We start from the raw sequence: 26,219 nt of genomic DNA on the forward strand, positions 1-26,219 counted from the left end.
TGGTGCGGCTGGAGTACGTCGTCATGCCCGGCTCCGGCCGGGTCCGCGTGGCCGCCGACGTCGCGGCCGCGTCAAGCGCCCCTGCCTGATCTGCCTTCGGCGCGGTGGGAAACCCCACCGTGCGCCGAGGCCTGCCTGGAAAGGCCCACCATGCACTCTCTCCGTTCGCGTTCCCCGCTTCTTCCCGCCGCGGCGCTGGCCGTGGCCGTGCTCGTGTCCGGTTGCGGCGGCCCGGGCACGACCTCGACGACCGCGTCGGCGTCACCGGCGGCCGCCGCCACTGAAGCCGCCACTGCCACCGCCACCCCTTCGCCCGCTCTGACCATCACCGACCCCTGGATCAAGACCGGCGGGAAGGGGATGACCGCTGCCTTCGGCACCCTGGTCAACAACACCGACGCGGAGCTGACGGTCGTCTCCGGCACCTCGCCGCTGTCTCCGATGGTCGAACTGCACGAAGTGGTGGACTCCGGGGGCAAGATGGTGATGCGCCCCAAGAAGGGCGGATTTGTGGTTCCTGCTCGCGGTTCTCACCAGCTGGCGCCCGGTGGCGATCACATCATGCTGATGGGTGTCACCGGGAAGGTGGAGCCAGGAGCCGAGGTGCCCTTCACCCTGACCCTCGCCGACGGTTCCACCGTCGAGTTCACCGCGATCGGCAAGGACTTCGCCGGTGGCAAGGAGAACTACCAGCCCGGCGAGGGCAAGCACTGATGGACGCGCACATCGGCAGCAGGTCACGCCTGACCCGGCGGGGCCTGCTGGCCTCGACCGCGGCCGCCGCGGCCGGCGCGCTCGCGGCACAGGCCGCTTCGACGGGCCCGGCCGCGGCTCAGGCCGCTCCGCCGGGCTCGGCGGTGGAGCCCTTCCACGGCCCGCACCAGGCCGGGATCGCCACCATCCCGCAGGCCCACGCCGTCTTCGTCGGCCTGGACCTGCGCGACGGCGTCGGCCGTGAGGCGGTGGCCCGGATGATGCGGCTGCTGACCGACGACGCCCGCCGCCTGAGCGCGGGCGGTCCCGCCCTGGCCGACACCGAACCGGAGCTAGCGGTGCTGCCCGCCCGGTTGACCGTCACCTTCGGGTTCGGGCCCGGTCTGTTCGACGCGGTGGGCCTGGCGGACGCGCGCCCGTCCTCGCTGAAGGCGCTGCCCCGCTTCTCCATCGACAAGCTGCAGCCCCGCTGGAACGGCGGCGACGTGCTGGTGCAGATCTGCGCCGACGACCCGCTGACGGTGGCGCACGCCCTCCGCATGATCATCAAGGACGCCCGCGCCTTCACCCGCGTCCGATGGGTTCAGCGCGGGTTCCGGCGGGCCGCCGGAGTGCAGGCGTCCGGGCTGACCCAGCACAACATCATGGGGCAGCTCGACGGGACCGCCAACGCCGTCCCCGGGAGCCCTGTCTTCGACCGGGTGGTGTGGGCGGGTGCGGACGCGCCCGCCTGGCTGCACGGAGGCACCACGCTGGTGCTGCGGCGGATCCGGACCGAACTGGAGACCTGGGACGCCGCCGACCGGGTCGCCAAGGAGTTCACGGTCGGACGCCGCCTGGACACCGGCGCCCCGCTGACCGGAACCGCCGAGCACGATCCGCCCGACTTCGCCAAGCTCACGCCCGTGGGGTTCCCGGTCATCTCCGAGTACGCCCACATCAGGCGGGCGCACAGCGCCGACCCGGCCAAGGGCATCTTCCGCCGCCCCTACAACTACGACGAAGGGCTCACCGCGGCCGGGCACTCCGACAGCGGCCTGCTCTTCGCCTCCTACCAGGCCGATGTCGGCGCCCAGTTCCTGCCCATGCAGCGCCGGCTGGCCGAGGCCGACCTGCTCAACGAGTGGACCACGCCGATCGGATCGGCCGTGTTCGCCATCCCGCCGGGCTGCCTGCCCGGCGGCTGGATCGGGCAGGGTCTGCTGGCATGACGCGAGGGACCGCTGACCTGGTGCGACCTGGGTGTCAGGTCAGCGGTCCTCCGGTGACAGGCGGCGCAGCAGGTACGTGTCCATGATCCAGCCCTTGCGGTCACGGGCCTCCGCGCGCAGCCGCCGGATGCGCTCACCGACCTCGGACACCGGTCCCGACACCAGGATCTCGTCCGGCGTCCCGAGGTAGGCGCCCCAGTAGATGTGGAAGTCGTCGAGACCGGTGAAGGAGGAGTGGGCGTCGAGCATGACCACCACGTCGTCGGCGGTGGGGCCCCGCTCCGCCAGGCGGCGGCCGGTGGTGAGGTGCGTGGGCCGGCCGACCTGGGTCAGGCCGATGCGGTGGCGGGCGGTGAGGGCGGCCACGCTGCTGATGCCGGGGACGACCTCGACGTCGAAGGTGACGCTCCCGCGTCGCTGGATCTCGTCGAGGATGGCGAGCGTGCTGTCGTAGACGGCCGGGTCGCCCCACACCAGGAACGCGCCGGTCTCGCCGGCGCCCAGTTCGTCGCGGATGAGCTCTTCGCAGGCGAGCGAGCGGCGCGAGCGCCAGTCCTCGACGGCGGCGGTGTAGGCGGGAGCGGTGCGGTCGCGTTCCGGGTCGCGGGCCTCGGCGATCCGGTACGGCTCGCGGCCGTGCTGGGCGATCAGGTCGAGGCGGAGTTGGACCAGCTCGTGCTTGGTCTCGCCCTTGTCGACGATGAAGAAGACGTCCGTGGCGGCGATGGCCTTGACCGCCTGCAGGGTGAGATGGTCGGGATCGCCGGCGCCGATCCCGATGACGAGAAGCCGTTTCACCCGCCAAAGTCTGCCAGATAGGCAGATATACGATATCCCTCGCACTTCGCCATAGAGGAGGATCGTGAAGCTGGCCGAGCGGGGCGACGCCTTCGCCGCTTTCCGGCAGGAGCGGGTCGCCGAGGAGACCCGGCTGACACGGGGTAACGCGTGATCACGGTCGTCGGGATCGGTGCCGACGGCTGGGACGGGCTGGCCCCGGGCTCGCGCCGGGCGGTGGAGGCCGCCGACGTGCTCATGGGCAGCGTGCGGCAGCTCGACCTCGTGCCCGCGACGGCCGCCGCGCGCGTGCCGTGGCCGTCGCCGCTGCTGCCCGCTCTGCCCGCGCTCATGGACCGGTACGCGGGCCGCGAGGTGTGCGTGCTGGCCAGCGGCGATCCGATGTTCTACGGCATCGGTTCGACGCTGGTCCGGCTGCTGGGCGCCGAGCGCGTCCTGGTGCTGCCGCACGTGTCGTCGTTGTCGCTGGCCTGCGCCCGGCTGGGCTGGCCGGTCGAGCAGGTCGACGTCGTCAGCCTGGTGGGCCGCCCGCCCGCGGCGTCGGCCGCCGCGCTCCAGCCGGGCCGCCGGGTCGTCGTGCTCGGCGCGGGGCCTGACTCGCCGTCGGTGGTCGCCGGTTTGCTCGTCCGGCACGGGTACGGCCCGAGCCCGATGACGGTGCTGTCGGACCTGGGCGGCCCGCGGGAGTCCGAGCGGCGGGGTACGGCGGAGAGCTGGACGGAGGGCCAGACGTCCCCGCTCCACGTGATCGCCGTCGAGTGCGTCCTCGCCCAGGACGCCGAGCCCCTGGCCAGGGTGCCGGGGCTGCCCGACGGCGGGTACGAGCACGACGGGCAGCTCACCAAGCGGGAGGTCCGCGCCGTCAGCCTGTCCCGCCTGGCCCCGATGCCCGGCGAGCTGCTGTGGGACGTCGGCGCGGGGGCGGGCAGCATCGCCGTCGAGTGGATGCGCAGCCACCCGTCGTGCGCGGCCGTGGCGATCGAGAGCAGGACCGACCGGGCCGCCGCCGTCCGGCGCAACGCCGAGCGGCTCGGCGTGCCGTCGATGCGCGTGGTCGAGGGCAGGGCCCCCGGGGCGCTGGACGGGCTGCCCGAGCCGGACGCGGTGTTCGTCGGCGGCGGCGCGACCGCCCCCGGCCTGCTGGAACGCTGCTGGTCGGCGCTGCGCCCCGGCGGCCGGCTGGTGGTGAACGCCGTGACCCTGGAGTCCGAGGCCGTCCTCGCCCACTGGTACGGCAGGCTCGGCGGCGACCTGGTGCGCCTGGGCGTCCAGCGGGCGTCGCCGGTCGGCGGGTTCACCGGCTGGCGGGCGGCGATGCCGGTGACCGTGTGGTCGATCACGAGGAAGGACCAGCCGTGACCGGGTGGTCGATGACGGGAGAGGACCGGCCGTGACCGTGTACTTCGTCGGAGCCGGTCCCGGCGCCGCCGACCTGATCACGCTGCGCGGCCTGCGGCGGCTGCAGACCTCGCCGGTCTGCCTGTACGCCGGGTCGCTGGTGCCGCGCGAGCTGCTCGACGCCTGCCCGCTGGGGGTCAGGCTGGTGAACACGGCGGACCTGACGCTCGACGAGATCGTCGCCGAGCTGGTCGCCGCGCACCGCGACGGTCTCGACGTGACGCGGCTGCACTCGGGCGACCCGTCGGTGTTCAGCGCCGTGGCCGAGCAGATGCGCAGGCTGGACGCCCTCGGCGTGCCGTACGAGGTGGTGCCGGGGGTTCCGGCGTTCGCGGCGGCGGCGGCCGCGCTGGGCCGGGAGCTGACCGTGCCCGGCGTCGGCCAGACGGTCATCCTGACGCGCACCTCCGCCCGCGCCACCCCCATGCCGGACGGCGAGGACCTCGGGACGCTCGGCGCGAGCCGGGCCACGATGGTGCTGCACCTGGCCGTGCAGCGGATCGACGCGGTGGTCGCCGAGCTGCTGCCCTCCTACGGCCCGGACTGCCCGGTGGCCGTGGTGGCGCGGGCGAGCCGGGCCGACGAGGTGATCCTGCGCGGGACGCTGGCCGACATCGCCGGGCAGGTCCGCCAGGCCGGGATCCGGCGGACGGCCGTGATCGTCGTGGGCCGGGTGCTGTCGGCGACGCAGTTCCCCGACAGCCATCTCTACAGCGATGCCAGGGACAGGGCGTGCGACGGGTCCTGATCCTGGGCGGCACGGCCGAGGCGCGTGCCCTTGCCGCCGAGCTGGCCGCCGATCCCGGGCTGCACGTGGTGTCCTCGCTGGCGGGGCGGGTGAACAACCCGCGGCTTCCCGTGGGCGAGGTGCGGGAAGGCGGGTTCGGCGGGCCGGCGGGCCTGGCCGCCTGGCTGCTGAAGGAACGCATCGACGTGCTGGTCGACGCCACGCATCCGTTCGCGGAGCGGATGACCGCCTCGGGGGTCGCGGCCTCGTCGGCGACCGGGGTGCCGCTGCTGGTGCTGCGGCGTCCGGGGTGGCGGGAGGGGCCGGGCGACGCGTGGCTGCGGGTCGGCTCCCTCTCGGCGGCGGCCGGGCTGCTGACCACGGCCCGGTGGGGAGCGGCCGGCCGGGAGAGCCGGATCTTCCTCACGACCGGGCGCCGGAGCCTGCCGGTGTTCGCGCCGCTGCCCGGCGTGTGGCTGCTGGCCAGGTCGGTTGACCCGCCGGAGGGGCCCGTGCCGGCGAACGTGCACGTCCTGCTCGACCGTGGACCGTACACCGTCGAGGGCGAGCGCGCCCTGATCCTGGAGCACCGTCTGGACGTGCTGGTGACCAAGGACAGCGGCGGGAGCATGACCACGGCCAAGCTCGACGCGGCGCGTGAGCTCGGCCTGCCAGTGATCATGGTGGACCGGCCGCCGCTGCCGGCGGGCGTCCGGGCGACGGACAGCGTGGCGGCGGCGGTGGCCTGGGTTCAGGGGTAGCGGCGCGGGGTGTAGACGACGCCGCCTTCGGTGGCCCGGGTCGTGGACGAGCCGATGATCAGCAGGCAGCGCATGTCCACCTGGCCGGGGTCCAGCTCGCCGAGCGTGGTGACCGTGACGCTCTCCTGCGGGCCGCCGACGTCGCGGCCGATCACCACGGGGGTGTCCGGCGCGCGGTGCTCCAGCAGCAGGTCCCGGGCGGCGGCGACCTGCCACGTACGGCTCCGCGAGGCCGGGTTGTAGATCGCCAGCACCAGGTCGGCCCGCGCGGCGGCGGACAGCCGCTCGGCCACCACCTCCCACGGCTTGAGCAGGTCGGACAGCGACAGCACGCAGTAGTCATGACCGAGCGGCGCGCCCGCCCTGGCCGCCACCGCCTGGGCGGCGGTCAGTCCCGGCACGACCCGCACCGGCACGTCCGGGAAGTCGGCGGCGGCTTCGAGCACGGCGCTGGCCATGGCGAACACGCCCGGGTCGCCGGACGACACGACCGCCACGCGGGCCCCGTCCCGGGCCAGCTCAAGGGCGTGCCTGGCGCGTTCGGCCTCCACCCGGTTGTCGGTGCGGTGGCGGCGCTGGCGCGGGTTCGGGGCCACCCGGTCCACGTACGGGCCGTAGCCGACGAGGTCGGTGGCAGCGGCCAGCGCCTCCTGCGCCTCCGGCGTCAGCCACGGCCGCCCCGCCGGGCCCAGGCCGACCACGGCCACCTCGCCCCGCCCCTCGTCCATCGGGCGCTCGGGGACGAAGGTGCGCTCGGCCGGACTGGCGAGCAGGGCCAGCGAGAAGTACGGGACGCCGTCCGGGTCCACGTCCTTGAGCGGGGCGACCCGCTCGGCGCCCATGGTGGCACGCTCGACGTACCAGGCGTCGTCGAGGCGGCCCGCCTCGGCCAGCGCGTCGCGGACCTTCCCGAAGGTGCGGCCCAGCTTGAGCACGGCGGCCGAGTCGGTGTCGCGCAGCCGCTCGGCCAGCACCTGCGCGGGCAGCGTGCCGGGCAGCACGGTCAGCACCTCGTCCCGCTCGACCAGCGGCCGTCCCAGCACGGCGGCGGCGGCGCTGACCGAGGTCACGCCGGGCACCACCTCGGTCGGGTAGCGGTGGGCGAGCCGCTTGTGCATGTGCATGTAGGAGCCGTAGAACAGCGGGTCGCCCTCGGCCAGCACGACCACGGTGCGGCCCGCGTCCAGGTGGGCGGCCAGGCGTTCGGCGCAGTCGGCGTAGAAGTCGTCGAGCGCCCCCTGGTAGCCGCCGGGGTGGTCGGTGGTCTCCGTGGTCAGCGGGTAGAGCAGCAGCTCCTCGATCTGGCCTTCGCGCATGTACGGCAGCGCGATCGAACGGGCGATGCTGCGGCCGTGCCGGGCGGCGTGGTACGCGATCACGTCCGCCTCGCCGATCAGCCGGGCCGTCCTGACCGTGACCAGCTCGGGGTCGCCGGGACCGAGGCCGACCCCGTACAGGCGTCCTGTCATCGTCCTCACTCCGTCTCGTTCGCGATGGCGTTGATCGCGGCCGCCGTCATCGCACTGCCGCCGCGGCGGCCGTGCACCACCAGGTACTCCAGGTCGCTGTCGGCCAGCGCCTGCTTGGACTCGGCCGCGCCGATGAAGCCGACCGGGATGCCGAGCACGGCCGCGGGGCGTCCCGCGCCCTCGGCCACCAGCTCCAGCAGCCGGAACAGGGCGGTCGGCGCGTTGCCGATCGCCACCACCGCGCCCTCCAGGCGGTCGCGCCACAGCTCCAGGGCCGCGGCGCTGCGGGTGGTGCCGAGGCGTTCGGCCAGCTCGGGCACGCGCGGATCGCCCAGCGTGCACAGCACCTCGTTGCCCGCCGGCAGCCTGCGCCGGGTCACGCCGGAGGCGACCATCATGGCGTCGCACAACACCGGCGCGCCGCCGCGCAGCGCCTCCCTGGCCCGCGCGACCACCCGCGGGGACCAGGCCAGGTCGGTCACGAGGTCGGTCATGCCGCACGCGTGGATCATGCGCACCGCCACCTGGGCGACCTCGGGCGGCAGGCCCGTGAGGTCGCTCTCGGCGCGGATGGTCGCGAACGAGCGCCGGTAGATCTCGGCACCGTCGCGGATGTAGTCGCTCACTCCTGGCGTTCCTCGTATCCCTTGATCGTCGCGATCATCTGGCGGACCGGGCCGCGAGGCAGGCCGCAGCGCCGCTCGCAACCGGCCCAATGGACGGGCGTGGCGGGCGCGCGGCCGAGGCCGCGCACCCATAGCCGGGCATCCGCCCGCACGTCGGCGAGCGCCTTCGCGCAGCCGGGACGGCCGGTGCAGGCGGTGACCCCGGCCCAGGGGGAGTCCGGGTCGGTGTCGAGCCCGATGGCGGCCAGCGCCCGCTCGACCCGGTCCGCCTCGCCGGGGGAGAGGTCCGGCAGGACGACGGTCCGCCAGGGTGTCAGGCGCACCGGCCGCCCGATGTCCGCGAGGGCTCCGGCCTGGGCGGACGTCAGACGGCCGAGCGGCACGAGGGCCTCGATCGCCACGCGGCCGTCCCGCTGCGCGATCCTGCCCGCGGACGGGCGGCGCGCGGCGGCCGGGGCGGGCGGTGCGTCCGTCCGGCCTGGTTGGCCGTCGCGCAGGCGGGCGGCGATCCTGACGGGGCCGTCCGGCAGCTCGCGGATGCGCCAGGCGCGCGGGCCGTCGGGGGACAGCTCGTCCAGGAACGCCTCGGCGGCGTCGATCATGAGCGGGACGGCCGCGTCCGGGGCGACGGTCAGCCCGGTGTCGGCGCCGGCGAGCAGCAGCCGCCCGGTCGCCACGTAGGTGACGTCCGCGCCGAGCCCGGCGACGTCCCGCGTGCCGTCGTCCAGGGCGAACAGGAAGCGCCCCGGCAGGGCGGCCAGCCGGGGCCGCGCGCACAGCGCCCGGTCCAGGGCGTCCGCCATCGCCAGCACGTCCAGCAGCCCGTCCGGCCCGCGCCCGCTCAGCGGCGAGGCCAGGATGTTGCGCACCCGCTCGTGCGCGGGCGACGGCAGCAGCCCGGCCGCCGCGATCCGCCCGGCGAAGACCTCGGGCGAGCGCAGCCCCCGCACCTGGACGTTCGCCCGCGACGTCAGCTCGATCACACCCGTTCCCAGCTCGGCCGCGCACCCGGCGAGCACGCGGAGCCGCGCGGCCGACACCGCGCCGCCGGGCAGGCGCACACGGGCGAGCGGGCCGTCGGCGGCCTCGTGCACCTGGAGCGCCCCCGGACAGGCATCGGGACGCGTACGTCCAGAAGATTCACCTACGGGCACGAAGGGATCGTAACGCCACTTCTGGGACGGGGCGCTCCTGTCGTAAGCTTCGGCGTAGGCGATGGCAATGGGAGGAAGCCGGTGCGAAACCGGCGCGGTCCCGCCACTGTGACCGGGGAGCGAACCCCACCACGAGGCCACTGCCCGGAGACGGGCGGGAAGGCCGGGGTGAGCGTCGATCCGGGAGCCAGGAGACTCCTGCCGTCGTGTCACCCGCGACCGGGGCGAGGACCCCGAGGGAGGAATGCGCCGTGCCTGGCGACAGCCGTACCGTTCTGCTGCTCTCCACCTCCGACACCGACCTGCTGAGCGCTCGCGCCTGCGGCGCGGGCTACCGTCTGGGCAATCCCGCCCGGCTGACCGCCGAGGACGTCCCCGGCCTGACGGAGGGGACCGACCTCGTCGTGGTGCGCCTGCTGGGCGGGCGGCGGGCCTGGGCCGAAGGGCTCGACGCGCTGCTGGCCGGGCCGCGCCCGGTGGTGGTGCTGGGCGGGGAGCAGGCTCCCGACGCCGAGCTGATGGAGCTGTCCACGGTCAGCGGCGGGGTGTGCGCCGAGGCGCACGCCTACCTGGCCTATGGCGGCCCGGCCAACCTGGCCCAGCTGCACGCGTTCCTGTCCGACACCGTCCTGCTGACCGGGCACGGGTTCGAGCCGCCCGCCCCGGCCCCCACCTGGGGAAGGCTGGACCGCCCTGCCAGGACCGCCGGCGGTCCCGTGGTGGGGGTGCTCTACTACCGGGCCCACCACATGGCCGGCAACACCGCCTTCGTCGAGGCGTTGTGCGACGCCGTCGAGGACGCGGGCGGGCAGGCGCTGCCGGTCTTCTGCTCGTCCCTGCGCGCGGCCGAGCCGGAGCTGCTGGACACGCTGCGCGCGGCGGACGCGCTGGTCGTCACGGTGCTGGCGGCAGGTGGCTCCCGTCCGGCCACCGCCGGAGCGGGCGGCGACGACGAGGCATGGGACGTCGGCGCGCTGGCCGAGCTCGACGTGCCGATCCTGCAGGGACTCTGCCTGACCACCACCCGGCAGGCATGGGAGGAGAACGACGACGGGCTGTCGCCGCTGGACGCCGCCTCCCAGGTGGCGATCCCGGAGTTCGACGGGCGGATCATCACGGTGCCGTTCTCGTTCAAGGAGATCGACCCCGACGGGCTGACCGTCTACGTCGCCGATCCCGAGCGGGCCGCCCGGGTGGCGGGCATCGCGGTGCGCCACGGCCTGCTGCGGCACACCCCTCCCGCCGAACGGCGGCTGGTGGTGATGTTGTCGGCGTACCCGACCAAGCACTCCCGCGTCGGCAACGCGGTCGGGCTGGACACCCCCGCGAGCACCGTCCGGCTGCTGGCCCGCCTCGCCGAGGCGGGTTACGACCTGGGCGACGGCTTCCCCGGCGTGGCCGACCAGGACGGCGACGCGCTCATCCACGCGCTGATCGCCGCCGGCGGCCAGGACCAGGACTGGCTGACCGAGGAGCACCTGGCGGGCAACCCGGTCCGCATCTCCGCCGCCTCCTACGAGCGGTGGTACCGGACGCTGCCCGCGGCCCTGCGCGAGGGGATGGAGCGCCACTGGGGGCCGCCGCCCGGAGAGTTGTTCGTGCACGAGGGCGACATCGTGCTGGCCGCGCTGCGGGCCGGGAACCTCGTGGTGATGGTGCAGCCGCCGCGCGGCTTCGGGGAGAACCCGATCGCCATCTACCACGACCCCGACCTGCCGCCCAGCCACCACTACCTGGCCGCCTACCGCTGGCTGTCGGCCGAGTTCGGCGCGCACGCGATGGTGCACGTCGGCAAGCACGGCAATCTGGAGTGGCTGCCCGGCAAGTCGGCGGGGATGTCCGCCGCGTGCGGCACCGACGCGGCCATCGGCGACCTGCCGCTGATCTACCCCTTCCTCGTCAACGACCCGGGCGAGGGCACGCAGGCCAAGCGGCGCGCGCACGCCGTGCTGGTGGACCACCTGGTGCCGCCGATGGCCCGCGCCGACACCTACGGCGACATCGCCCGGCTGGAGCAGCTGCTGGACGAGCACGCCACGATCGCCGCCATGGACCCCGCCAAGCTGCCCGCGATCCGGGCGCAGATCTGGACGCTGATCCAGGCCGCCCGGCTGGACCACGACCTCGGGCTGGCCGACCGGCCGCACGACAGCGAGTTCGACGACCTCATCCTGCACGTGGACGGCTGGCTGTGCGAGGTGAAGGACGCGCAGATCCGCGACGGCCTGCACGTCCTCGGCCAGGCGCCCACCGGCCAGGTGCGGGTGGACCTGGTGCTGGCCATGTTGCGCGCCCGGCAGATGTGGGGCGGCAGGGAGACGCTGCCCGGCCTGCGTGAGGCGCTCGGCCTGGCCGAGGACGGGACGGCGGGGCTGGGTGACGTGAACCGCGCGGAGACGACCGCCCGCGCCCTGGTCGAGGCCATGGAAGAGCACGCCTGGGCCCCGGAGGCCGCCCCGGGGGTCGCCCGCGCGGTGCTGGACGGGACGCCCGGTGTCGCTGCCACCTCGTCGGGCCGCGCGGCCGGGGAACGGGTGGAGCTCGTGGCGCGCGTGCTGGGCTTCGCCGCCACCGAGATGGTGCCGCGCCTGGCCCGCACCACCGACGAGCTCGACCACGTCCTGCACGCCCTGGACGGCGGCTACGTGCCCGCCGGCCCCAGCGGCTCCCCGCTGCGCGGCCTGGTCAACGTGCTGCCGACCGGCCGCAACTTCTACTCCGTGGACCCGCGGGCGGTGCCCAGCCGCCTGGCCTGGGAGACCGGCCAGGCGATGGCGGAGTCGCTGCTGGAGCGCTACCGCGCCGACACCGGCGAGTGGCCGCGCTCGGTCGGGCTGTCGGTGTGGGGGACCAGCGCCATGCGCACGGCGGGCGACGACGTCGCCGAGGTGCTGGCCCTGCTCGGCGTCCGCCCCGAATGGGACGAGGCGTCGCGTCGCGTCATCCGCCTGGAGCCGATCCCGCTCGCCGAGCTGGGCCGCCCGCGCATCGACGTGACGGTCCGCATCAGCGGCTTCTTCCGCGACGCCTTCCCGCACGTGGTCGGCATGCTCGACGACGCCGTACGGCTGGTCGCGTCGCTGGCGGAGCCGGCCGGGGACAATTACGTCCGCGCCCACGTGGCCGCGACGGGCGGCGACGAGCGGCTGGCCACGATGCGCGTCTTCGGCTCCGCACCCGGCGCGTACGGGGCCGGGCTGCTGCCGCTCATCGACAGCCGCAACTGGCGCGACGACGCCGACCTGGCCGAGGTGTACGCCGTGTGGGGCGGCTACGCCTACGGCCGCGACCTCGACGGCGTCGCCGCCCGTCCCCAGATGGAGGACGCCTACCGCCGCATCGCCGTCGCCGCCAAGAACGTCGACACCCGCGAGCACGACATCGCCGACTCCGACGACTACTTCCAGTACCACGGCGGCATGATCGCCACCGTGCGCGCGCTCACCGGCAAGGCCCCGGCCGCCTACGTCGGCGACAGCACCCGTCCGGACGCCGTGCGCACCCGCACCCTGTCGGAGGAGACCTCACGGATCTTCCGCGCCAGGGTGGTCAACCCGCGCTGGCTGGCCGCCATGCGCCGCCACGGCTACAAGGGCGCCTTCGAGCTGGCCGCCACCGTCGACTACCTGTTCGGCTACGACGCCACCACCGGCGTGGTCGCCGACTGGATGTACGACAAGCTCACCGAGACGTACGTGCTCGACCCCGAGAACCAGGCGTTCATGGCCCGCTCGAACCCCTGGGCGCTGCACGGCATCGCCGAACGCCTCCTGGAGGCCGCCGAGCGCGGCATGTGGCAGCACCCCGACCCGGAGATCCTGCGCGGCCTGCAGGAGGTCTACCTCAAGACCGAGGGCGACCTGGAGGACGACACCAGCCGCTGAGCCAGGCGCGGCGCGCCCGCCCAGTGAAGATGCAGGTAGGACGCGGTCACGCCGGAGTCGCCGTACCCGTCGTGGCCGCCGTCCCAGCGGAACAGCGGCTCACCCGCGTACGTGACGGCCGTCCGGTGGAACTCGTGCCCGCGCAGCCGCTCGCCCGCCCTGGTGAGCGGCGAGCGCCGCAGCGCGACGGCGTCCCGGTAGCCGAGCGTCAGCCGGGACGTCATCCGCGCCCGCCCGGGGACGCGCCCGCACATGCGCTGACCGTCCAGCTCGTCGCACAGGTACAGCAGGCCCGCGCACTCGGCGGCGATCGGGCCGGGGAAGGCGGCGACCTGCTGCCGCAGGGGCTCGTTGGCGGCCAGCTCGGCGGCGTACACCTCCGGGAAGCCGCCGCCGATCACGATCGCGCCGGTCCCGTCCGGCAGCCGCGCGTCGCGCAGCGGGTCGAAGACGGCCACCTCCGCCCCCGCCGCCCGCAGCAGCTCGACCTGCTCGGCGTAGCCGAAGGTGAACGCCGCCCCACCGGCCACGGCCACCACCGGCCGGCCGCGCGCCCCACCGGCCGTCTCCGGCCGGCCGCCCGTCGCGCCGGGCGCCGGCGGCGTCCAGGAGGGGCCGTCCAGCGGGGGAGCGGAGCGTGCCAGCCGCAGCAACGCGTCGAGGTCGCAGGAACGCGCCACCAAGGCGGCCAGCCGGTCCACGGCGGCGACCGCCTCGGTCCGGCGCTCGGCGGCCGGCACCAGCCCCAGATGCCGGGAGGGCGTGGCCACGGCGTCGTCGCGGCGGATCGCCCCCAGCACCGGCACGCCCGCCGCCGCCAGCGCCGACCGGCACAGCTCCTCGTGCCGGTCGGAGCCCACCTGGTTGAGCACCACCCCGCCCACCCGCACGTCCGGGTCGAAGGTGGCGAACCCGTGCACCACCGCCGCCACCGACCTGCTCTGCCGGGCCGCGTCCACGACCAGCACCACCGGCGCGTCCAGCAGCGTCGCGACGTGCGCGGTCGAGGCGAAGCCGGTGTCCCCCCTGCCGTCGAACAGGCCCATCACGCCCTCGACCACCGCCACGTCGCACCCCGCCGCGCCGTGCAGGAACAGCGGGGCGACGAGCTCCTCCCCGACGAGCCACGGATCCAGATTGCGACCGGGACGGCCGGCGGCCAGCGCGTGATAGCCCGGGTCGATGTAGTCCGGCCCCACCTTGTGCGGCGAGACCCGCAGCCCGCGCGCCCGCAACGCCGCCATGAGCCCCGTGGCCACCGTCGTCTTGCCGCTGCCCGACGACGGCGCGGCGATCACCAGCCGGGGAACTACCACTCGATGCCCTTCTGTCCCTTCTGTCCGGCATCCATGGGGTGGCGTACCTTGCCCATCTCCGTCACCAGGTCGGCGACCTCGATCAGCCGTCCGGGCGCGTCCCTGCCGGTGATCACGACGTGCTGGCTGCCCGGCCGGTTCGTCAGCGCCTCCAGCACGTCGTCCAGATCCAGCCACCCCCACTTCAGCGGGTACGTGAACTCGTCCAGCACATAGAACCGGTACGTCTGCGCCGCCAGGTCGCGCTTGATCTGCTCCCAGCCCTCACGGGCGTCGGCCGCGTGGTCCTCCTCGCTGCCGGGCCGCTGGATCCACGACCAGCCCTCGCCCATCTTGTGCCAGGCCACCGGGCCGCCCTCGCCCGTCTCGCCGAGCACCTTGAGCGCCCGTTCCTCGCCGATGCGCCACTTGGCCGACTTCACGAACTGGAACACCCCGACCGGCCAGCCCTGGTTCCAGGCCCGCAACGCCATCCCGAAGGCGGCCGTGGACTTGCCCTTGCCCGGTCCGGTGTGCACCATCAGCAGCGGACGAGTCCGCCGCTGGCGCGTGGTCAGGCCGTCATCGGGCACGACAGCCGGTTTTCCCTGAGGCATGTTCAGACCGCCTTCCTGTGGTCACGGACGACCGAACCGAGATCGGCCAGAGAGTCGAGAGGCACGAGCCGCGCGCGCAGCCGGGCGGCCAGCCGGACGGCCAGGCCGAGCCTGACCGGCCCGCTCTCGCAGTCCACGACCACCGACGCGGTGCCGGCCAGCAGCGCGGCGGCCCTGTCCACCTCACCACCGGCCGTGGCCCGTCCGTCGGTGACCAGCACCAGCAGCGGACGCCTGGCGGGGTCGCGCAGCCGTTCCACGCGCAGCACCTCCGCCGCGCGCACCAGCCCCGCCGCCAGCGGCGTGCGCCCGCCGGTGGGCAGGGAGCGCAGCCGGGCCGCGCCCGCCTCCACCGACGAGGTGGGCGGCAGCGCCACCTCAGCGCCGGCACCCCGGAAGGTGATCAGTCCTACCTTGTCCCGCCGCTGGTAGGCGTCGAGGAGCAGGCTGAGCACGGCCGTCTTGACCGCGGTCATGCGCTTGCGCGCCGCCATCGAGCCGCTCGCGTCCACCACGAAGAGCACGAGGTTGCCCTCCCTGCCCTCGCGCACCACCTCGCGCAGGTCGTCGCCGCGCAGCACCAGCCCGGGGCCCCTGCGGCCGCGTTCCCGCTGGTGGGGCGCCGCTGCCAGCAGCGTCGCGGGCACATGGAGGTCGCGTACGGGGCCGTGCGGCCGGCGCGCGCCGGCGCTCCGGCCGCGCCGGGTCCGGGACCGCGACCGCCGTCCCACCGCTCCCTCGCCGACCCCCGGCACCTCCAGCAGTGGCACCCGGTACGGCGCAGCCACGCCCGCCACCTGCGAGGCCGCCTGGGGCCCCGCCGCCTGGGAGGCCGCCGCGCCCATGGCCGGCGCCGTGTCCGGAGCGGGCTCCCCGGCCACCGGTGGCGCGTCCGCACCGGCGGCGGACGACGGCGGGTCGGCGGCGGCCGTCCGGCCATCGGCATGGGGCTCGGCGCCGGTCGGCCGGTCCCGCGTGCCCGGTCCGGAGCCGTCGCCCGGTGGCGGCGTTCCCGCAGGTCCGCCGGCACCGCCGGGCCCGGGGGCGTCGGGACCGCCGTCGGGACCGCCGTCCGGGTCGTCGTCGCCGGACGTGCGTTCCAGCAGCTCATCGAGCAGCGCCTCGTCCAGCCCAGGAGCGTCGAACGGATCCCGCCGCCTGCGATGCGGCAGCGACAGCCGGGCCGCGGCCCGCACGTCCTCGGTCGTCACCGTGTCGCGGCCCTGCCAGGCGGCGTGGGCGATCGCCGCGTTCGCCGTCACCAGGTCGGCACGCAGGCCGTCCACCTCGAAGGCCGCGCACACCGTCGCGATCTGCCGCAGCCGGGCGTCCGGCAACCGCACGCCCGGAACCCGGGACCGCGTGGCGGCGATCCGGGCCGACAGCGCCGATTCCTCCCCGGCCCATCGATCCGCGAACGCCGTCGCGTCCGCCTCGAAGGCCAGCCGCCGCCGCACCACCTCGGCGCGCTCCCCGGGGTCGCGCGACGCCCTGACCTCGACCGTCAGCCCGAACCTGTCCAGAAGTTGCGGACGCAGCTCGCCCTCCTCCGGGTTCATGGTGCCCACCAGCAGGAAGCGGGCGGCGTGGCGCACCGACACCGACTCGCGCTCGACGTAACACGTGCCCAGCGCGGCCGCGTCGAGCAGCAGGTCCACGAGGTGGTCGTGCAGGAGGTTCACCTCGTCCACGTACAGGACGCCGCGGTGGGCGGCCGCCAGCAGCCCCGGCTCGAACGCCTTCACCCCCTCCGTCAGCGCCCGCTCCACGTCGAGGGAGCCGGCCAGCCGGTCCTCCGACGCGCCCACCGGCAGCTCCACCAGGGCGGCCGGCCGTTCCGCCCCCTCGCCGCCGGGCTCGTGCGGCCCGTCCGGACACTCCGGATCGGGTACGGCGGGATCGCAGGCGAACCGGCAGCCGGGCACCACGGCCACCGTCGGCAACTGGGCCGCCAGCGCCCGCACGATCGTGGACTTCGCCGTACCCTTCTCGCCGCGTACGAGCACCCCGCCCACGCGGGGCGACACCGCGTTCAGCACCAGCGCCAGTTTCAGGTCGTCGAGCCCGACGACGGCGCTGAACGGATAGGTGACGATCAAGACTCAGGCCTTCCGGTTGACGTGGACCACCCGCCAGCCGTCCCGCGCGACGGTCAGCTCGGTGGTGGACAGTGGAGCCAGGTCGAAACGGGCCGCGCGCAGCGGATCCAGCCCCAGGACATGGCCGAGCGCCGCTCTGATGGCGCCCGCGTCGCAGACCACGACGGCTCGCGGCTCGTCCCGTACCGAATCGAGCCAGCGGGCCACCCTGGCGGCGAGCGCGCTCAGTGACTCACCGCCGTGCGGAGCGGCGTGCGGGTCGGCCAGCCAGCTCGCCAGCGCGTCCGGCTCCTCCAGCGCGACCCGCCCGTACGGCAGGCCCCGCCACCGGCCGCAGTCCGCCTCCGCCAGGGCGGAGGTCTCGCGTGCCGCCAGCCCCATGGCGGCGGCCGTCTGCCGCGCGGCCCTGCCGGGAGCGGCCCAGGCCGCCGACGCCTCGACGGGCCGTGACGCGGCGGCCCTGGTCAGGCTCGCCGCGTCGGCGTCCTCATCGGCGGGAAAGCAGCCGGCCCGCATCCCCGGTGTCGTGGCATGCCGGACGAACAGCACCTTGCTCAGCTCGGCGCCGCGACCAGCGGATGAGCCGCCGCGCGTCGCTCCGCCCGGTCGCTCGCCCAGCCGAACAGCACGCCGAACGCCGCCCAGAAGACGAGCTGCGTGCCGATCGAGGCGAGCCGGAACTCCCACAGCAGCGTGGCGGGGAAGCCCTCGGGCACCTCGTCGACCGCCGGCAGCAACCACCACGCGGCGACGACGGGCACGAGGAACGCGACCGCCGCCGCCGTCCAGCGCGCCCACGGGTCGCCGTCGACCCGGCGGGCCGTCGCCACCGCGATCGCCGTCGCCGCCAGCCCGACGAGGACCATCACCACGTAGAGCAGCGTGCGGCTGTCGATGGTGTCCGGATCACCCACCGCAGGCGGGTTGGCCGGATATTTCACGAAAGGCACAAGGATGATCGCGGCGAACGCCGTACCGGCCGCGGCCACTGCCAGCCGCCCGTCGGAACGCGGGCCGACCCGCCCGCGCAGCCCGGCGAACACCAGGGCGAACACCCCGCCCACGGCGAGCCCGTAGAGCCCGGTGGCCAGGAACAGCCCCGCCTTCTGCACGGGCCTGCCGACCGCGGCCTCCTCGCCGTGGCTGTGCCCGGCTGTCTCGGCTGTCTCGGCGTGGCCGTGCTCGGGTCCCTCGGCCTGGGCGGCGGCCTCCTCCAGGGCGATCGCGTGGTCCACGCGAGGTTCACCGAAGGCGAAGGCGAAGCCGCCCGCGATCAGTCCGGCCAGGAGTCCGATGAGCAGACCTCTGGCCAGGAAGGTGCGAATCATGCCCGGCCCTCAGTGGCAGGGCACGCCGAGCAGGTGGCGCCCGTCGTGCATCAGCTCGTGCAGGAAGGTGCCGGTCTGGGAGATGGCGCCGTTGTCCATCAGAACCAGGTAGGCCACCAGCAGCAGCACGGGCACGGCCAGCAGCAGCCAAGGGCGCAGGCGCGGAAAGGGAATCGTCGAAGGGGTGGACAACCCACTCATGTCAAGCCTCCTCAGGGGTCACGCGTCCCATGTCACGAGGTCACGGCTGCCAAGCGACCTGGCTCCCGGGATCTACGTCCCGGATACAGTGGCGCGTCCGCACCGGCATCTCACCGGATTTCCCTTGGACAACCGTGAAATCTACCGGAACGTATCCTTTCCTCACGTTCGCGTCAATATGCGAACGATGGCCCCCGGGTCACCGGCCGGGTGCGCCCCGTCCCGGGTTCACCGCCACCCCGCTCCGTGCCAAGGCAGTCAGGACCACGGATCTAGCATGCGTTGGTAATTCGACCGCATATCGGCAGCCAGGGTGGGCATCGAGCGATTGGGAGGGGCCGGTGCCATGAATGTTGCCCGCGAGGTGCGCGACCGCTATACGGACGCGTTCAACGCTCACGATATGCAGGCGTTGCTTCGCACTTTCAGCCCGACCGGGGTGTCCATCAGCCCCGAAGGCGTATCTCAGGGACACAGCGAGCTGGCCTCCTATCTGGAGGAGTTCTGGGCGGCATTTCCCGACGTCCGGGCCGTGATCACGGAGTCCTCCGAAGGTGAGGCCACAACCGTCGACGAGCTTCTCATGGTGGGCACCCACCGAGGGCCGTACACCATGCCCGACGGCCAGGTGCTTACCGCGACGGGTCGCCCTGTTCGTTTGCGATGCTGTTATGTCTGCACGGTGGAAGACGAACTCATCACGAGTTTGCGCCTCTATTTCGATCAATTGGAGCTGCTCACCCAGCTCTCCGGTTCTGTGACTCTGCGCCGTCCATAGCGGATCGCGGCCGCTCGTCCTACCTGACAGATGTACCTTCAGCAGGGCTCTGGTTGATCTTCGTGGCCGGCCGCACTCTGGCCGCATGACGACGGAAACTCATGACACGACGGCTCGGGACGCGACCGCCCCTGACCCGACGCCGCGGCTGTTGATGCCGCTGTTCGGACGAGCGTCCGACATGGTGGGCAGGCGCCGGTTGTTCGTCATCGGGGTGGCGGCGTTCTCGGTGTTCTCGCTGCTGGCCGGGCTGGCGCCGACCCCGGGGCTGCTGGTGGCGGCGCGCGCGGGACAGGGCGTGGCGGCGGCCATGATCGGCCCGACCGCGCTGGCGCTGATGACCGGCACGTTCCCGGAAGGGCCGCAGCGCACCAGGGCGCTCGGCGTCAACGGCGCCCTGCTGTCACTGGGCTTCGTCATCGGGACGATCGGCGGCGGCCTCATCACCAGCGGCCTGAACTGGCGCTGGACGATGCTCATCCTGTTCGGCATCGGCGTCGTGGTCATGACGGGCGCGGTGACGGTGGTGCGTGAGACGGCCGTACGCGGCCGCGCCAGGCTCGACGTGCCCGGCGCGCTCCTGGCGAGCGGCGGCCTGTTCACCCTGGTCTACGGCATCTCGACCGCCGGGGCGGCGGGCTGGGGCAGCCTGGCGACGCTGACGGCGGCGGCCCTGCTGCTCGGCGCGTTCCTGGCCGTCGAGGCGCGGCACGCGGCCCCGCTCGTACCGCTGCGGCTGCTGCGCAGGACGGTCAAGTGGGGCATGACGGTCGGGCTGGTCACCTTCGGGATGTGCGGCGGCGCGACCCTGCTGCTCAGCATCCACATGCAGGACGTCCTGGGCTACACGCCGCTGCAGACCGGGCTCGGCTTCCTCGGGGAGGGCGTCGCGGCCCTGGTCGCGGGCAGTTTCGCGGCCAGGATGATCAGCGCCCGGGGGACGGCGGCGACCGTCGTCACCGGCCTGACCGTGCAGGCCGCCGGCACCGCCGCCATGGTGTTCCTGCCGGCCCAGGGCGGCCTGGTCCTGCTGCTGGCGACGTCGGCCGTCATGGGGTTCGGGCACGTCCTGACGGTGGTGGCCGCCGTCACGACCATCACGTCCGGTCTGGGGGAGGCCGACCAGGGGGTGGCGGGAAGCCTCGCCCAGATGCCCACCTTCGTCGGCGCCGTGGGCGTGGCGGGGCTCACCGCGATCGCCGCGGCCCGTACGGAAACGCTCGCCTCCGCCACCACCGAGGCGGCGGCCAGCTCGGCCAGCCGCCGCAGCCGTTCCTCCGACGGCGAACCCGCCTCGGCCTGGAAGACCGTCACGCCCTGCCCTTCGTCGTCGGGCGTGCGCAGCAGCTCGGCGGTGAGGGTCATGACGCCGGTAGGCGATGTCGTCGCGGGCCTTCTGCGCCCAGTCGACATACAGCCCGCGGGAGAACTCCGGCTCCAGGAAGTCGAGGCGGACGAAATTCGGCTTCTCCGCCCCCTCGAAGGGCCGGTGCGGGGCGAGCAGCGCGTGCGCCGGACGGTTCCAGGCCAGGATGTCGCCCCGCCGGCCGACCGCGATCGCGGGCCTGTCGGTGATGGCGTCGACCATCAGCCTGATGCCGGGACGCAGCTGCTCGGGCCTGGCCTTCGCCCCGGCCCGAGCGGCCCTGGCCAGCCGGTGCAGGTGGGCCAGCTCGTCGTCGTCCAGCCGCAGGACGCGGGCCACGGCGTCCAGGACGTCGTCCGAGACGTTGGGGCTCTGCCCCTGCTCCAGGCGGGGCCGCAGCCGGGCCCGTCGGGACCGCAGGAACTCGCCAAGTGCAGAACCGGGATACATGGCACCAAGACTGCCAAACCCCACGGATGCCGCGAACTGCTCACCGAACGCCCCTGAGCCGGGTGCGAATGCGCACGGTCGCCGTGGTACGGCCGGCGATCGGGGTTTCGGCGTCCTTCGGCGACGTCCGTGTCCGGGGGAGGACGAGACAGGTGAGGGCCAGGCCGATCAGGCTCAGTACTGCGCCCGCCAGGCCGGTCCACCGCAGGGCGCCCGCGGCGACGATCGTGCCGCCGATGACCGAGCCGGCCGCGGCCCCGAGGTTGAAGGCGCCGACGTTGGCGGAGACCGCCAGGTTCGGGGCGGCGCCCGCGTGGTGCAGGATCAGTCCCTGCAGCGGGGCGATGGTCGCGGTGGCCAGCAGGCCGAGCACCAGGACCGCGGCCACGGCGGTGGGCTGCCACACCACGGCGAACGGGACGAGCAGGAGCGTCCCCGCCAACCCGCCGAAGACCCCGCGTACGGTCGCGCTCATCGACCTGTCGGTCAGCCTCCCGGCAGTGAGGTTGCCGATGAAACTGCCCGCGCCGTAGGCGAGCAGCAGGCCGGAGACCGCCGCGGCGGAGAAGCCGGAGACGCGGATCAGCAGCGGGGCGATGTAGGTGAACACCGTGGCGACCCCGGAGAAGCCCACCGCGGTGGTGGCGATGGCGAGCATGACCGGCCGGCGCGTCACCACGCGTACCTCGTCACGCAGTCGCGTGGACGGCGCCTCCTGCCGGGGCAGGACGGCGGCCAGAAGCATGGTGCCCACCAGGGACAGAACGGTCAGCACGGCGAAGGGAGCCCGCCAACCGGCGCCCTCCCCGAGCAGTGCCCCCAGGGGCACCCCGAGCAGCGTGGCCACGGTGAAGCCGGAGGCCACGGTGGCGATGGCCGAGCCCGTCCGCTCGGCCGGGACCACCCGGGTCGCCGTCACCAGCGCCAGAGCCAGGAAGGCGGCGTGGCTGAGCGAGGACACCACGCGGCCCACCAGGAGCAGGCCGAACGACGGCGCCACCGCGCTGATCGCGCTGCCCACCGCGAACAGCAGCATCAGGCCGACGGCGAGCCCCTTGCGCGGCAGCCGCGAGGTCAGCAGGGCCATGAGCGGCCCTCCGGCCACCACTCCGAGCGCATATGCGGTCACCGCCTGACCGGCGGTGCCCACGGAGACATCAAGATCAGCTCCGACCTGGGGCAGCAACCCGGCGATCAGGTACTCCGAGGTGCCCACGACGAAGACGCTTGAGCACAATGCCACGAGCGTCGCGAAACCCTTGTCCATCTTCATGCCGTAGACGCTAAAGTCTCACATCGGTATGAGAGTCAAGGCGAGCGGGGTGTCGTCGTGCGCATCGGTGAGCTGTCCCGGCGGACCGGCGTGGCCGTACACCTGCTGCGCTACTACGGTGAACAAGGTCTGCTCCACCCCCAGCGGCGCCCCAGCGGCTACCGGGAATACGTCGAGGAGGACGTCGCCGTCGTCCGCCGCATCCGCAGCCTGCTGGCCGCCGGCCTGAACACCTCGACCATCACCACGGTCCTGCCGTGCCTGCGGGACACCGGCGACCGCCTCGTCCCCACCTGCGCGGACCTGCTCGCCGACCTCCACCGGGAGCGCGACCGCATCGCCCAGGCCATCAGCGACCTCCAGACCTCCATGGACGCGCTCAACGACGTCATCGCCGCGGCCCCGGCCGACGTCACCCGCCGGGCCCTGGCCGCACTCGACGCCTGAACGGCGCCCACCACACCGGCCGCGGCGTGGCCCCCAGGGGTGGCTCGGCCCCTGCCGATGAGTTCCGGCTCCCCGCAGGCTGTGGTGAGTGGACGTCGTGAACACTTGTCCCGTGATCGGTGAAGAACCGGTGTGAACCCAGGGATCGAGAGGTGACCTCGATGTCACGCGCGCTGCCGGCCCAGGCAGCGGACGCCGTGATCATCGAACAGTCCAGGCGGGAGCCGGAGCGCTTCGCCGCCATATTTGACCGCTACTACCCCGAGATCCACGGCTATGCCGCGCGCAGGTTAGGCGCGGGCCCGGCCGACGACGTCGCCGCGGAGACGTTCCTCATCGCCTTCGACAAACGGGCGGGCTACGACGTCTCCCGCGCCGACGCGCGGCCCTGGTTGTACGGCATCGCCTCCAACCTCATCGCCCGCCATCATCGCGCCGAAGTACGCCAGTACCGGGCCCTGGCCAAGGCGGGCGCCGACAGCCCCGTGGAGGACCACGCCGACCAGGTCGCCGGGGCCGTCGACGCGGGAGCCCGCACGTCCCGGCTGGCCGAGGCGCTCGCCGAGATCGCCGATCGCGATCGGGACGTGCTGCTCCTGGTCGCCTGGGCGGAGCTGACCTCGGAGGAAGCGGGCAGCGCGCTCGGCATCCCGGCCGGAACGGCCCGCTCACGACTGCACCGGGCGCGCAGAAGAATCCAAGCCGCACTGGAAAGGGACGGATCATGAACGACCTCGAGAGGCTGCGCGAGGACTGGGCGCGCCCGGCGCCGCCGGCCCCCGACGTCCAAGCCGCAGCGCGGGCGGCTCTCCTGGCCCGCGCCGGCCGTCCACGCTCCAAGCGCGGATGGGCGATCCGGGCGCTGGCGGTGGCCGCCGCCGCCGTGACCATCACGACCGGGGTGAGCGTGGTCCAGGGAGAGCGCACGCTGCCCGCCGCCAACGCTCAGGTGGTGCTGACCAGGATCGCGGCGGCCGTACAGGAGAAGGAGTTCGCGCCGCCCCGCGGCGACCAGTGGATCTACACCGAGAACCGTGACGTGGGCTGGGACAAGGGGATCGACCAGGGCGAACGGCTCACCCCGCGGACACCGCTGCCGGAGACGCTCGAACCGTTCTGGACCCGGGCCGACGGCAAGCGGGTGGGCTATCTGGTGAACGGCAAGCTGCAGACCTCCGATCCCGGTGAGAGGGAGCCGGAGAACACCTACGCGTTGCTGGCCTCGCTGCCGACCGACCCTGACGCGCTCCTGGCCAAATACCGTGAGCTCTACCAGAGGCAGGTCCCTGCCGGCGACGAGTGGATCTTCCTGCGCTTCGCCGTGACCCTCAGCCAGAACCTCGTCTCACCGGAGCACGAGGCCGCGATCTTCCAAGCGATAGCCAAGCTGCCCGGAGTGACGGTGGACGAGACGGCGACCGACACCGAGGGACGCCCGGCGCTGTCGGTCTCTCAAGTCGCCGAAGGCTGGCGCAAGGTCGAAATCCTCCTGGACCCCGTGACCTACGCCTACCGGGCGCGGCGGGAGACGGCGATCGTCGACCATGAGGAGCGTTATCCCAAGCCGAACGGCGTCCTGATGTTCACCTTCAAGGACGGCAAGCAGGTCCCCGTTCCTCCTCATCTGGAGTGGAGCATCGAGAAGGGAACAACCTGGTCGATCTCCACCCGCGTCGCGATCGGCGTCGTGGACCGGGCCGGGGAGCGGCCATGACCCTCCTGGGCCTGGACAGCCCCGACACCACCACCTCGGAGGCCGTCGCCGCGATCAACCGCACCACCGCGGGCGCACACGGGAGACGCGCGTCAGGGCGTCTCCCGTCTGGTCCATGCGCGCACGTGCGAGACGTCGAGGAGTTCGGCTCCCGTCTCCGAGCGGCAGCGCCCCGGAGGCTCTGCCCTCGACGTACCGGCCGAGGAACGCCAGCGTCAGCGCGCCCACGAGGTGATCCTCATTTCCAGCCGGGTGAGGAGGGGCACGACGGAGCCGCCGCGATGATCTCCGAGGGGGTGCTCGATGCGGCCGGCGCTCCGCCGCTCGCGGCGTACGCGCTGCACGTGCAGTCCGTACGGCGGGCCGGCGTGTTCGCCACCCGTTCCGGAACCGTGCTGTCGGGCACGGCGCGGATGCGCGTCACCGTGCACGGCAAGGGCGGCCACGGCGCCGTGCCGCGGCACCGCCATCCCCGCCTCGGCCTTCTTCGAGGCCACGATCCGCAGCTACGTCGAACGCAGTCGCGTGTCCGCCCGCCGCCTTCTGTGCGAGCTCGTCACAGGAATAGCGGCGGCGCACGGCACCACAGCGGAGATCGACTACGACGCCGAGCTGCCGGTCACCGTCACCGACCCCGCGGAGACCGCCTTCGCGAGCGACACGATCGAACAGCTGTGGGGCGCGCAACGGCTGGCCGCGATGCTCCACCCGCATCCCGCCTCCGAGGACTTCTCCCGCGTGCTGGCTCGGGTGCCCGGGGCCTTCGTGTTCCTGGGCGCCCGCCCGGCGCGTCTGAGCCGGGACGAGGCGGAGGAGAACCACTCGCCACGCGCGGAGTTCGACGACGTGGTGCTGGACGACGGCGCACGGCTGCCGGCCGAACTCGCGGTACGGCGACTGACCGCGTACGCGACGAACGCAGCGATGTAGCGAACCCAGGGCGTCGTGCCTGATTTCAGCCGATGTCGTGCTGACACGGCACGCGGAAGATCGTGAAGATGTACGCATGAGTGCATCGCAGCCCTTCGCCGGCCCCGGCTCCGCCCCGGATCACCGCTACCTGCTCGACAACGCCCGGGTGGAGGCGGGCGAGCGGTTCACCTGGCTGGCCGAGCTGTTCGACGGTGTCACGCTGGGGCACTTCGACCGGCTCGGGGTGAAGGCGGGCCGGCGTTGCTGGGAAGTCGGCGCCGGCGGCCCCAGCATTCCCGAGGCACTCGCCACGGCCGTCGGGCCGACCGGTCACGTGCTGGCCACGGACATCGATCCGGCCTGGCTGGACCCGCACGGCGGGTACGAGGTGCTGCGGCACGACGTCGTCGGGGACCCGCCGCCGCAGCCGGGCACGTTCGACCTGGTACACGCCCGGCTCGTGCTGGTCCACCTGCCCGACCGTGCCCGGGCGCTGGCCACGATGGTGGCGGCGCTGCGCCCCGGTGGCTGGCTGTTGATCGAGGACGCCGACACCGAGCTGCAGCCGCTGGCCTGCCTCGACGAGGCCGGCCCGGCACAGCGGCGCGCCAACCGGCTGCGGCGCGCCGTCCGGGAGTTGATGACCCGCCGCGGCGCCGATCTGCGCTTCGGCCGTACGCTGCCGCGGGCGCTGCGCGCGGCCAGCCTGGTCGACGTCGCGGCGGCCGGCTGCTTCCCGGTCGGCGGGGTGGCCTGCGACCGGCTGGAGGCCGCGACGGTGCGCATGGTCCGCGCCGAGTTGCTCGCCGCCGGTCTGGCCGACGACGCCGAGATCGACGCACACCTGGCCGCCGTCGAGGCCGGCGAGCTCGACCTCACCCTCGCGCCGCTGATCTCGGCATGGGGACGCCGCCCGGAACAGCCCGCGGCGCCCGGACCCCGCTGAGCCGCAGGCCGCTGAACACGCCGCCGGGCGGGACGGGGACGACGCCGCTGA

The 26,219-nt window shown here is 73.9% G+C and carries 24 protein-coding genes, 2 pseudogenes and 1 riboswitch; of the genes and pseudogenes, 13 read left to right on the top strand and 13 right to left on the bottom strand.

The features are described 5' to 3' along the window. The first annotated feature begins 201 nt into the window (after positions 1 to 201). The gene (locus tag ACNF49_RS25695) at positions 202 to 714 is read left to right on the top strand and encodes a copper chaperone PCu(A)C (protein WP_482945261.1); all 513 of its coding nucleotides are present in this window, start codon (positions 202 to 204) and stop codon (positions 712 to 714) included. Beyond that, positions 714 to 1,925 (top strand): Dyp-type peroxidase, encoded by a 1,212-nt coding sequence (locus ACNF49_RS25700; RefSeq protein ID WP_482945262.1) that lies wholly within the window; start codon positions 714 to 716, stop codon positions 1,923 to 1,925. Before ACNF49_RS25695 ends, ACNF49_RS25700 begins: the two co-directional genes overlap by 1 nt. A 39-nt stretch (positions 1,926 to 1,964) precedes the next feature. Here the strand turns inward: ACNF49_RS25700 and cobF are convergent, their stop codons facing one another. Then, the gene (gene cobF, locus ACNF49_RS25705) at positions 1,965 to 2,723 is read right to left on the bottom strand and encodes a precorrin-6A synthase (deacetylating) (protein ID WP_482945263.1); all 759 of its coding nucleotides are present in this window, start codon (positions 2,721 to 2,723) and stop codon (positions 1,965 to 1,967) included. A 150-nt stretch (positions 2,724 to 2,873) separates the two neighbouring features. Between cobF and cbiE the strand changes: the two genes are divergently transcribed. The 3 genes from cbiE to ACNF49_RS25720 are packed head-to-tail and all read left to right on the top strand — an operon-like array spanning position 2,874 to position 5,609. Further along, positions 2,874 to 4,082 carry a precorrin-6y C5,15-methyltransferase (decarboxylating) subunit CbiE gene (cbiE, locus tag ACNF49_RS25710; RefSeq protein ID WP_482945264.1) on the top strand — a complete coding sequence of 403 codons (1,209 nt, stop codon included), beginning with the start codon at positions 2,874 to 2,876 and terminating at the stop codon, positions 4,080 to 4,082. Between the two features lie 31 nt (positions 4,083 to 4,113). Beyond that, entirely contained in the window at positions 4,114 to 4,869 is a 756-nt protein-coding gene (gene cobM, locus ACNF49_RS25715) for a precorrin-4 C(11)-methyltransferase (RefSeq protein ID WP_357981836.1), read from the top strand. Then, complete coding sequence (locus ACNF49_RS25720) at positions 4,854 to 5,609, top strand: cobalt-precorrin-6A reductase (RefSeq protein ID WP_482945265.1); 756 nt, start codon at positions 4,854 to 4,856, stop codon at positions 5,607 to 5,609. Before cobM ends, ACNF49_RS25720 begins: the two co-directional genes overlap by 16 nt. Here the strand turns inward: ACNF49_RS25720 and ACNF49_RS25725 are convergent. Genes ACNF49_RS25725 through cobG form a run of 3 tightly spaced genes read right to left on the bottom strand, consistent with a single transcriptional unit; the run spans position 5,600 to position 8,858 of the window. Beyond that, positions 5,600 to 7,078: a precorrin-2 C(20)-methyltransferase gene (locus ACNF49_RS25725; protein ID WP_482945266.1), complete on the bottom strand. Its 1,479-nt coding sequence runs from the start codon at positions 7,076 to 7,078 to the stop codon at positions 5,600 to 5,602. The genes ACNF49_RS25720 and ACNF49_RS25725 overlap by 10 nt on opposite strands. Positions 7,079 to 7,083: 5 nt before the next feature. Continuing rightward, entirely contained in the window at positions 7,084 to 7,704 is a 621-nt protein-coding gene (locus ACNF49_RS25730) for a precorrin-8X methylmutase (RefSeq protein WP_482945267.1), read from the bottom strand. Continuing rightward, complete coding sequence (cobG, locus tag ACNF49_RS25735) at positions 7,701 to 8,858, bottom strand: precorrin-3B synthase (RefSeq protein ID WP_482945268.1); 1,158 nt, start codon at positions 8,856 to 8,858, stop codon at positions 7,701 to 7,703. Before cobG ends, ACNF49_RS25730 begins: the two co-directional genes overlap by 4 nt. Positions 8,859 to 8,889: 31 nt before the next feature. Beyond that, a riboswitch (cobalamin riboswitch) is annotated at positions 8,890 to 9,071 on the top strand. Positions 9,072 to 9,109: 38 nt separating this feature from the next. Here cobG and cobN point away from each other — a divergent pair. Further along, a complete protein-coding gene (gene cobN, locus ACNF49_RS25740) occupies positions 9,110 to 12,742 on the top strand; it encodes a cobaltochelatase subunit CobN (protein WP_482945269.1) in 3,633 nt (1,210 codons plus the stop codon). On the opposite strand, the gene ACNF49_RS25745 is transcribed toward cobN, so the two are convergent. Genes ACNF49_RS25745 through ACNF49_RS25770 form a run of 6 tightly spaced genes read right to left on the bottom strand, consistent with a single transcriptional unit; the run spans position 12,697 to position 18,282 of the window. Continuing rightward, positions 12,697 to 14,043, bottom strand: coding sequence for a cobyrinic acid a,c-diamide synthase CobB (locus ACNF49_RS25745; RefSeq protein ID WP_482945587.1), 1,347 nt, complete (start codon positions 14,041 to 14,043; stop codon positions 12,697 to 12,699). The two genes, cobN and ACNF49_RS25745, sit on opposite strands and share 46 nt — an antisense overlap. A gap of 8 nt (positions 14,044 to 14,051) precedes the next feature. After that, positions 14,052 to 14,654 carry a cob(I)yrinic acid a,c-diamide adenosyltransferase gene (cobO, locus tag ACNF49_RS25750; protein ID WP_482945270.1) on the bottom strand — a complete coding sequence of 201 codons (603 nt, stop codon included), beginning with the start codon at positions 14,652 to 14,654 and terminating at the stop codon, positions 14,052 to 14,054. A gap of 2 nt (positions 14,655 to 14,656) precedes the next feature. Next, positions 14,657 to 16,753 (bottom strand): VWA domain-containing protein, encoded by a 2,097-nt coding sequence (locus tag ACNF49_RS25755; protein WP_482945271.1) that lies wholly within the window; start codon positions 16,751 to 16,753, stop codon positions 14,657 to 14,659. A gap of 3 nt (positions 16,754 to 16,756) precedes the next feature. Continuing rightward, entirely contained in the window at positions 16,757 to 17,302 is a 546-nt protein-coding gene (locus ACNF49_RS25760; RefSeq protein WP_482945272.1) for a histidine phosphatase family protein, read from the bottom strand. A 5-nt stretch (positions 17,303 to 17,307) separates the two neighbouring features. After that, positions 17,308 to 18,081: a CbtA family protein gene (locus tag ACNF49_RS25765; RefSeq protein WP_482945273.1), complete on the bottom strand. Its 774-nt coding sequence runs from the start codon at positions 18,079 to 18,081 to the stop codon at positions 17,308 to 17,310. A gap of 9 nt (positions 18,082 to 18,090) precedes the next feature. Beyond that, complete coding sequence (locus ACNF49_RS25770; protein WP_357981809.1) at positions 18,091 to 18,282, bottom strand: CbtB domain-containing protein; 192 nt, start codon at positions 18,280 to 18,282, stop codon at positions 18,091 to 18,093. Between the two features lie 313 nt (positions 18,283 to 18,595). Between ACNF49_RS25770 and ACNF49_RS25775 the strand changes: the two genes are divergently transcribed. Both ACNF49_RS25775 and ACNF49_RS25780 read left to right on the top strand, forming a co-directional pair. Continuing rightward, positions 18,596 to 19,060: an ester cyclase gene (locus ACNF49_RS25775; protein ID WP_357981806.1), complete on the top strand. Its 465-nt coding sequence runs from the start codon at positions 18,596 to 18,598 to the stop codon at positions 19,058 to 19,060. Positions 19,061 to 19,214: 154 nt separating this feature from the next. Next, positions 19,215 to 20,219 (top strand): annotated as a pseudogene (locus ACNF49_RS25780) (MFS transporter); the annotation flags it as partial. A 237-nt stretch (positions 20,220 to 20,456) separates the two neighbouring features. Here ACNF49_RS25780 and ACNF49_RS25785 read toward each other — a convergent pair. Next, a pseudogene (locus ACNF49_RS25785) lies at positions 20,457 to 20,876 on the bottom strand (MmyB family transcriptional regulator); the annotation flags it as partial. A 40-nt stretch (positions 20,877 to 20,916) separates the two neighbouring features. Then, on the bottom strand, positions 20,917 to 22,149 hold the full coding sequence (locus tag ACNF49_RS25790; protein ID WP_482945274.1) for an MFS transporter: 1,233 nt from the start codon (positions 22,147 to 22,149) through the stop codon (positions 20,917 to 20,919). Between the two features lie 57 nt (positions 22,150 to 22,206). Between ACNF49_RS25790 and ACNF49_RS25795 the strand changes: the two genes are divergently transcribed. The 3 genes from ACNF49_RS25795 (at position 22,207) to ACNF49_RS25805 (ending at position 24,310) form a co-directional block, all read left to right on the top strand. Further along, the gene (locus tag ACNF49_RS25795; RefSeq protein WP_482945275.1) at positions 22,207 to 22,596 is read left to right on the top strand and encodes a MerR family transcriptional regulator; all 390 of its coding nucleotides are present in this window, start codon (positions 22,207 to 22,209) and stop codon (positions 22,594 to 22,596) included. A gap of 161 nt (positions 22,597 to 22,757) precedes the next feature. Further along, positions 22,758 to 23,324 carry an RNA polymerase sigma factor gene (locus tag ACNF49_RS25800; RefSeq protein ID WP_482945276.1) on the top strand — a complete coding sequence of 189 codons (567 nt, stop codon included), beginning with the start codon at positions 22,758 to 22,760 and terminating at the stop codon, positions 23,322 to 23,324. Further along, positions 23,321 to 24,310, top strand: coding sequence for a CU044_5270 family protein (locus ACNF49_RS25805; RefSeq protein WP_482945277.1), 990 nt, complete (start codon positions 23,321 to 23,323; stop codon positions 24,308 to 24,310). Before ACNF49_RS25800 ends, ACNF49_RS25805 begins: the two co-directional genes overlap by 4 nt. A gap of 215 nt (positions 24,311 to 24,525) precedes the next feature. Here ACNF49_RS25805 and ACNF49_RS25810 read toward each other — a convergent pair whose 3' ends face one another. Next, the gene (locus tag ACNF49_RS25810) at positions 24,526 to 24,807 is read right to left on the bottom strand and encodes a hypothetical protein (RefSeq protein WP_482945278.1); all 282 of its coding nucleotides are present in this window, start codon (positions 24,805 to 24,807) and stop codon (positions 24,526 to 24,528) included. Between the two features lie 28 nt (positions 24,808 to 24,835). On the opposite strand from ACNF49_RS25810, the gene ACNF49_RS25815 reads away from it, so the two are divergent. Together ACNF49_RS25815 and ACNF49_RS25820 are read left to right on the top strand one after the other, a co-directional pair. Beyond that, the gene (locus ACNF49_RS25815; protein WP_482945279.1) at positions 24,836 to 25,240 is read left to right on the top strand and encodes a M20/M25/M40 family metallo-hydrolase; all 405 of its coding nucleotides are present in this window, start codon (positions 24,836 to 24,838) and stop codon (positions 25,238 to 25,240) included. Between the two features lie 76 nt (positions 25,241 to 25,316). Further along, positions 25,317 to 26,168: a methyltransferase gene (locus ACNF49_RS25820; RefSeq protein WP_482945280.1), complete on the top strand. Its 852-nt coding sequence runs from the start codon at positions 25,317 to 25,319 to the stop codon at positions 26,166 to 26,168. Positions 26,169 to 26,219: the final 51 nt, after the last annotated feature.

It is taken from the genome of Actinomadura sp. ATCC 39365 (genome assembly GCF_054392275.1).

What these genes read in the sequence shown, in the direction of transcription:
- ACNF49_RS25700 (WP_482945262.1), top strand. Translation starts at nt 714, where the DNA reads ATGGACGCGCACATCGGCAGCAGGTCACGCCTGACCCGGCGGGGCCTG.
- ACNF49_RS25725 (WP_482945266.1), bottom strand. Translation starts at nt 7,078, where the DNA reads ATGACAGGACGCCTGTACGGGGTCGGCCTCGGTCCCGGCGACCCCGAG.
- cobO (WP_482945270.1), bottom strand. Translation starts at nt 14,654, where the DNA reads ATGCCTCAGGGAAAACCGGCTGTCGTGCCCGATGACGGCCTGACCACG.
- ACNF49_RS25765 (WP_482945273.1), bottom strand. Translation starts at nt 18,081, where the DNA reads ATGATTCGCACCTTCCTGGCCAGAGGTCTGCTCATCGGACTCCTGGCC.
- ACNF49_RS25770 (WP_357981809.1), bottom strand. Translation starts at nt 18,282, where the DNA reads ATGAGTGGGTTGTCCACCCCTTCGACGATTCCCTTTCCGCGCCTGCGC.
- ACNF49_RS25790 (WP_482945274.1), bottom strand. Translation starts at nt 22,149, where the DNA reads ATGAAGATGGACAAGGGTTTCGCGACGCTCGTGGCATTGTGCTCAAGC.
- ACNF49_RS25800 (WP_482945276.1), top strand. Translation starts at nt 22,758, where the DNA reads ATGTCACGCGCGCTGCCGGCCCAGGCAGCGGACGCCGTGATCATCGAA.
- ACNF49_RS25805 (WP_482945277.1), top strand. Translation starts at nt 23,321, where the DNA reads ATGAACGACCTCGAGAGGCTGCGCGAGGACTGGGCGCGCCCGGCGCCG.
- ACNF49_RS25820 (WP_482945280.1), top strand. Translation starts at nt 25,317, where the DNA reads ATGAGTGCATCGCAGCCCTTCGCCGGCCCCGGCTCCGCCCCGGATCAC.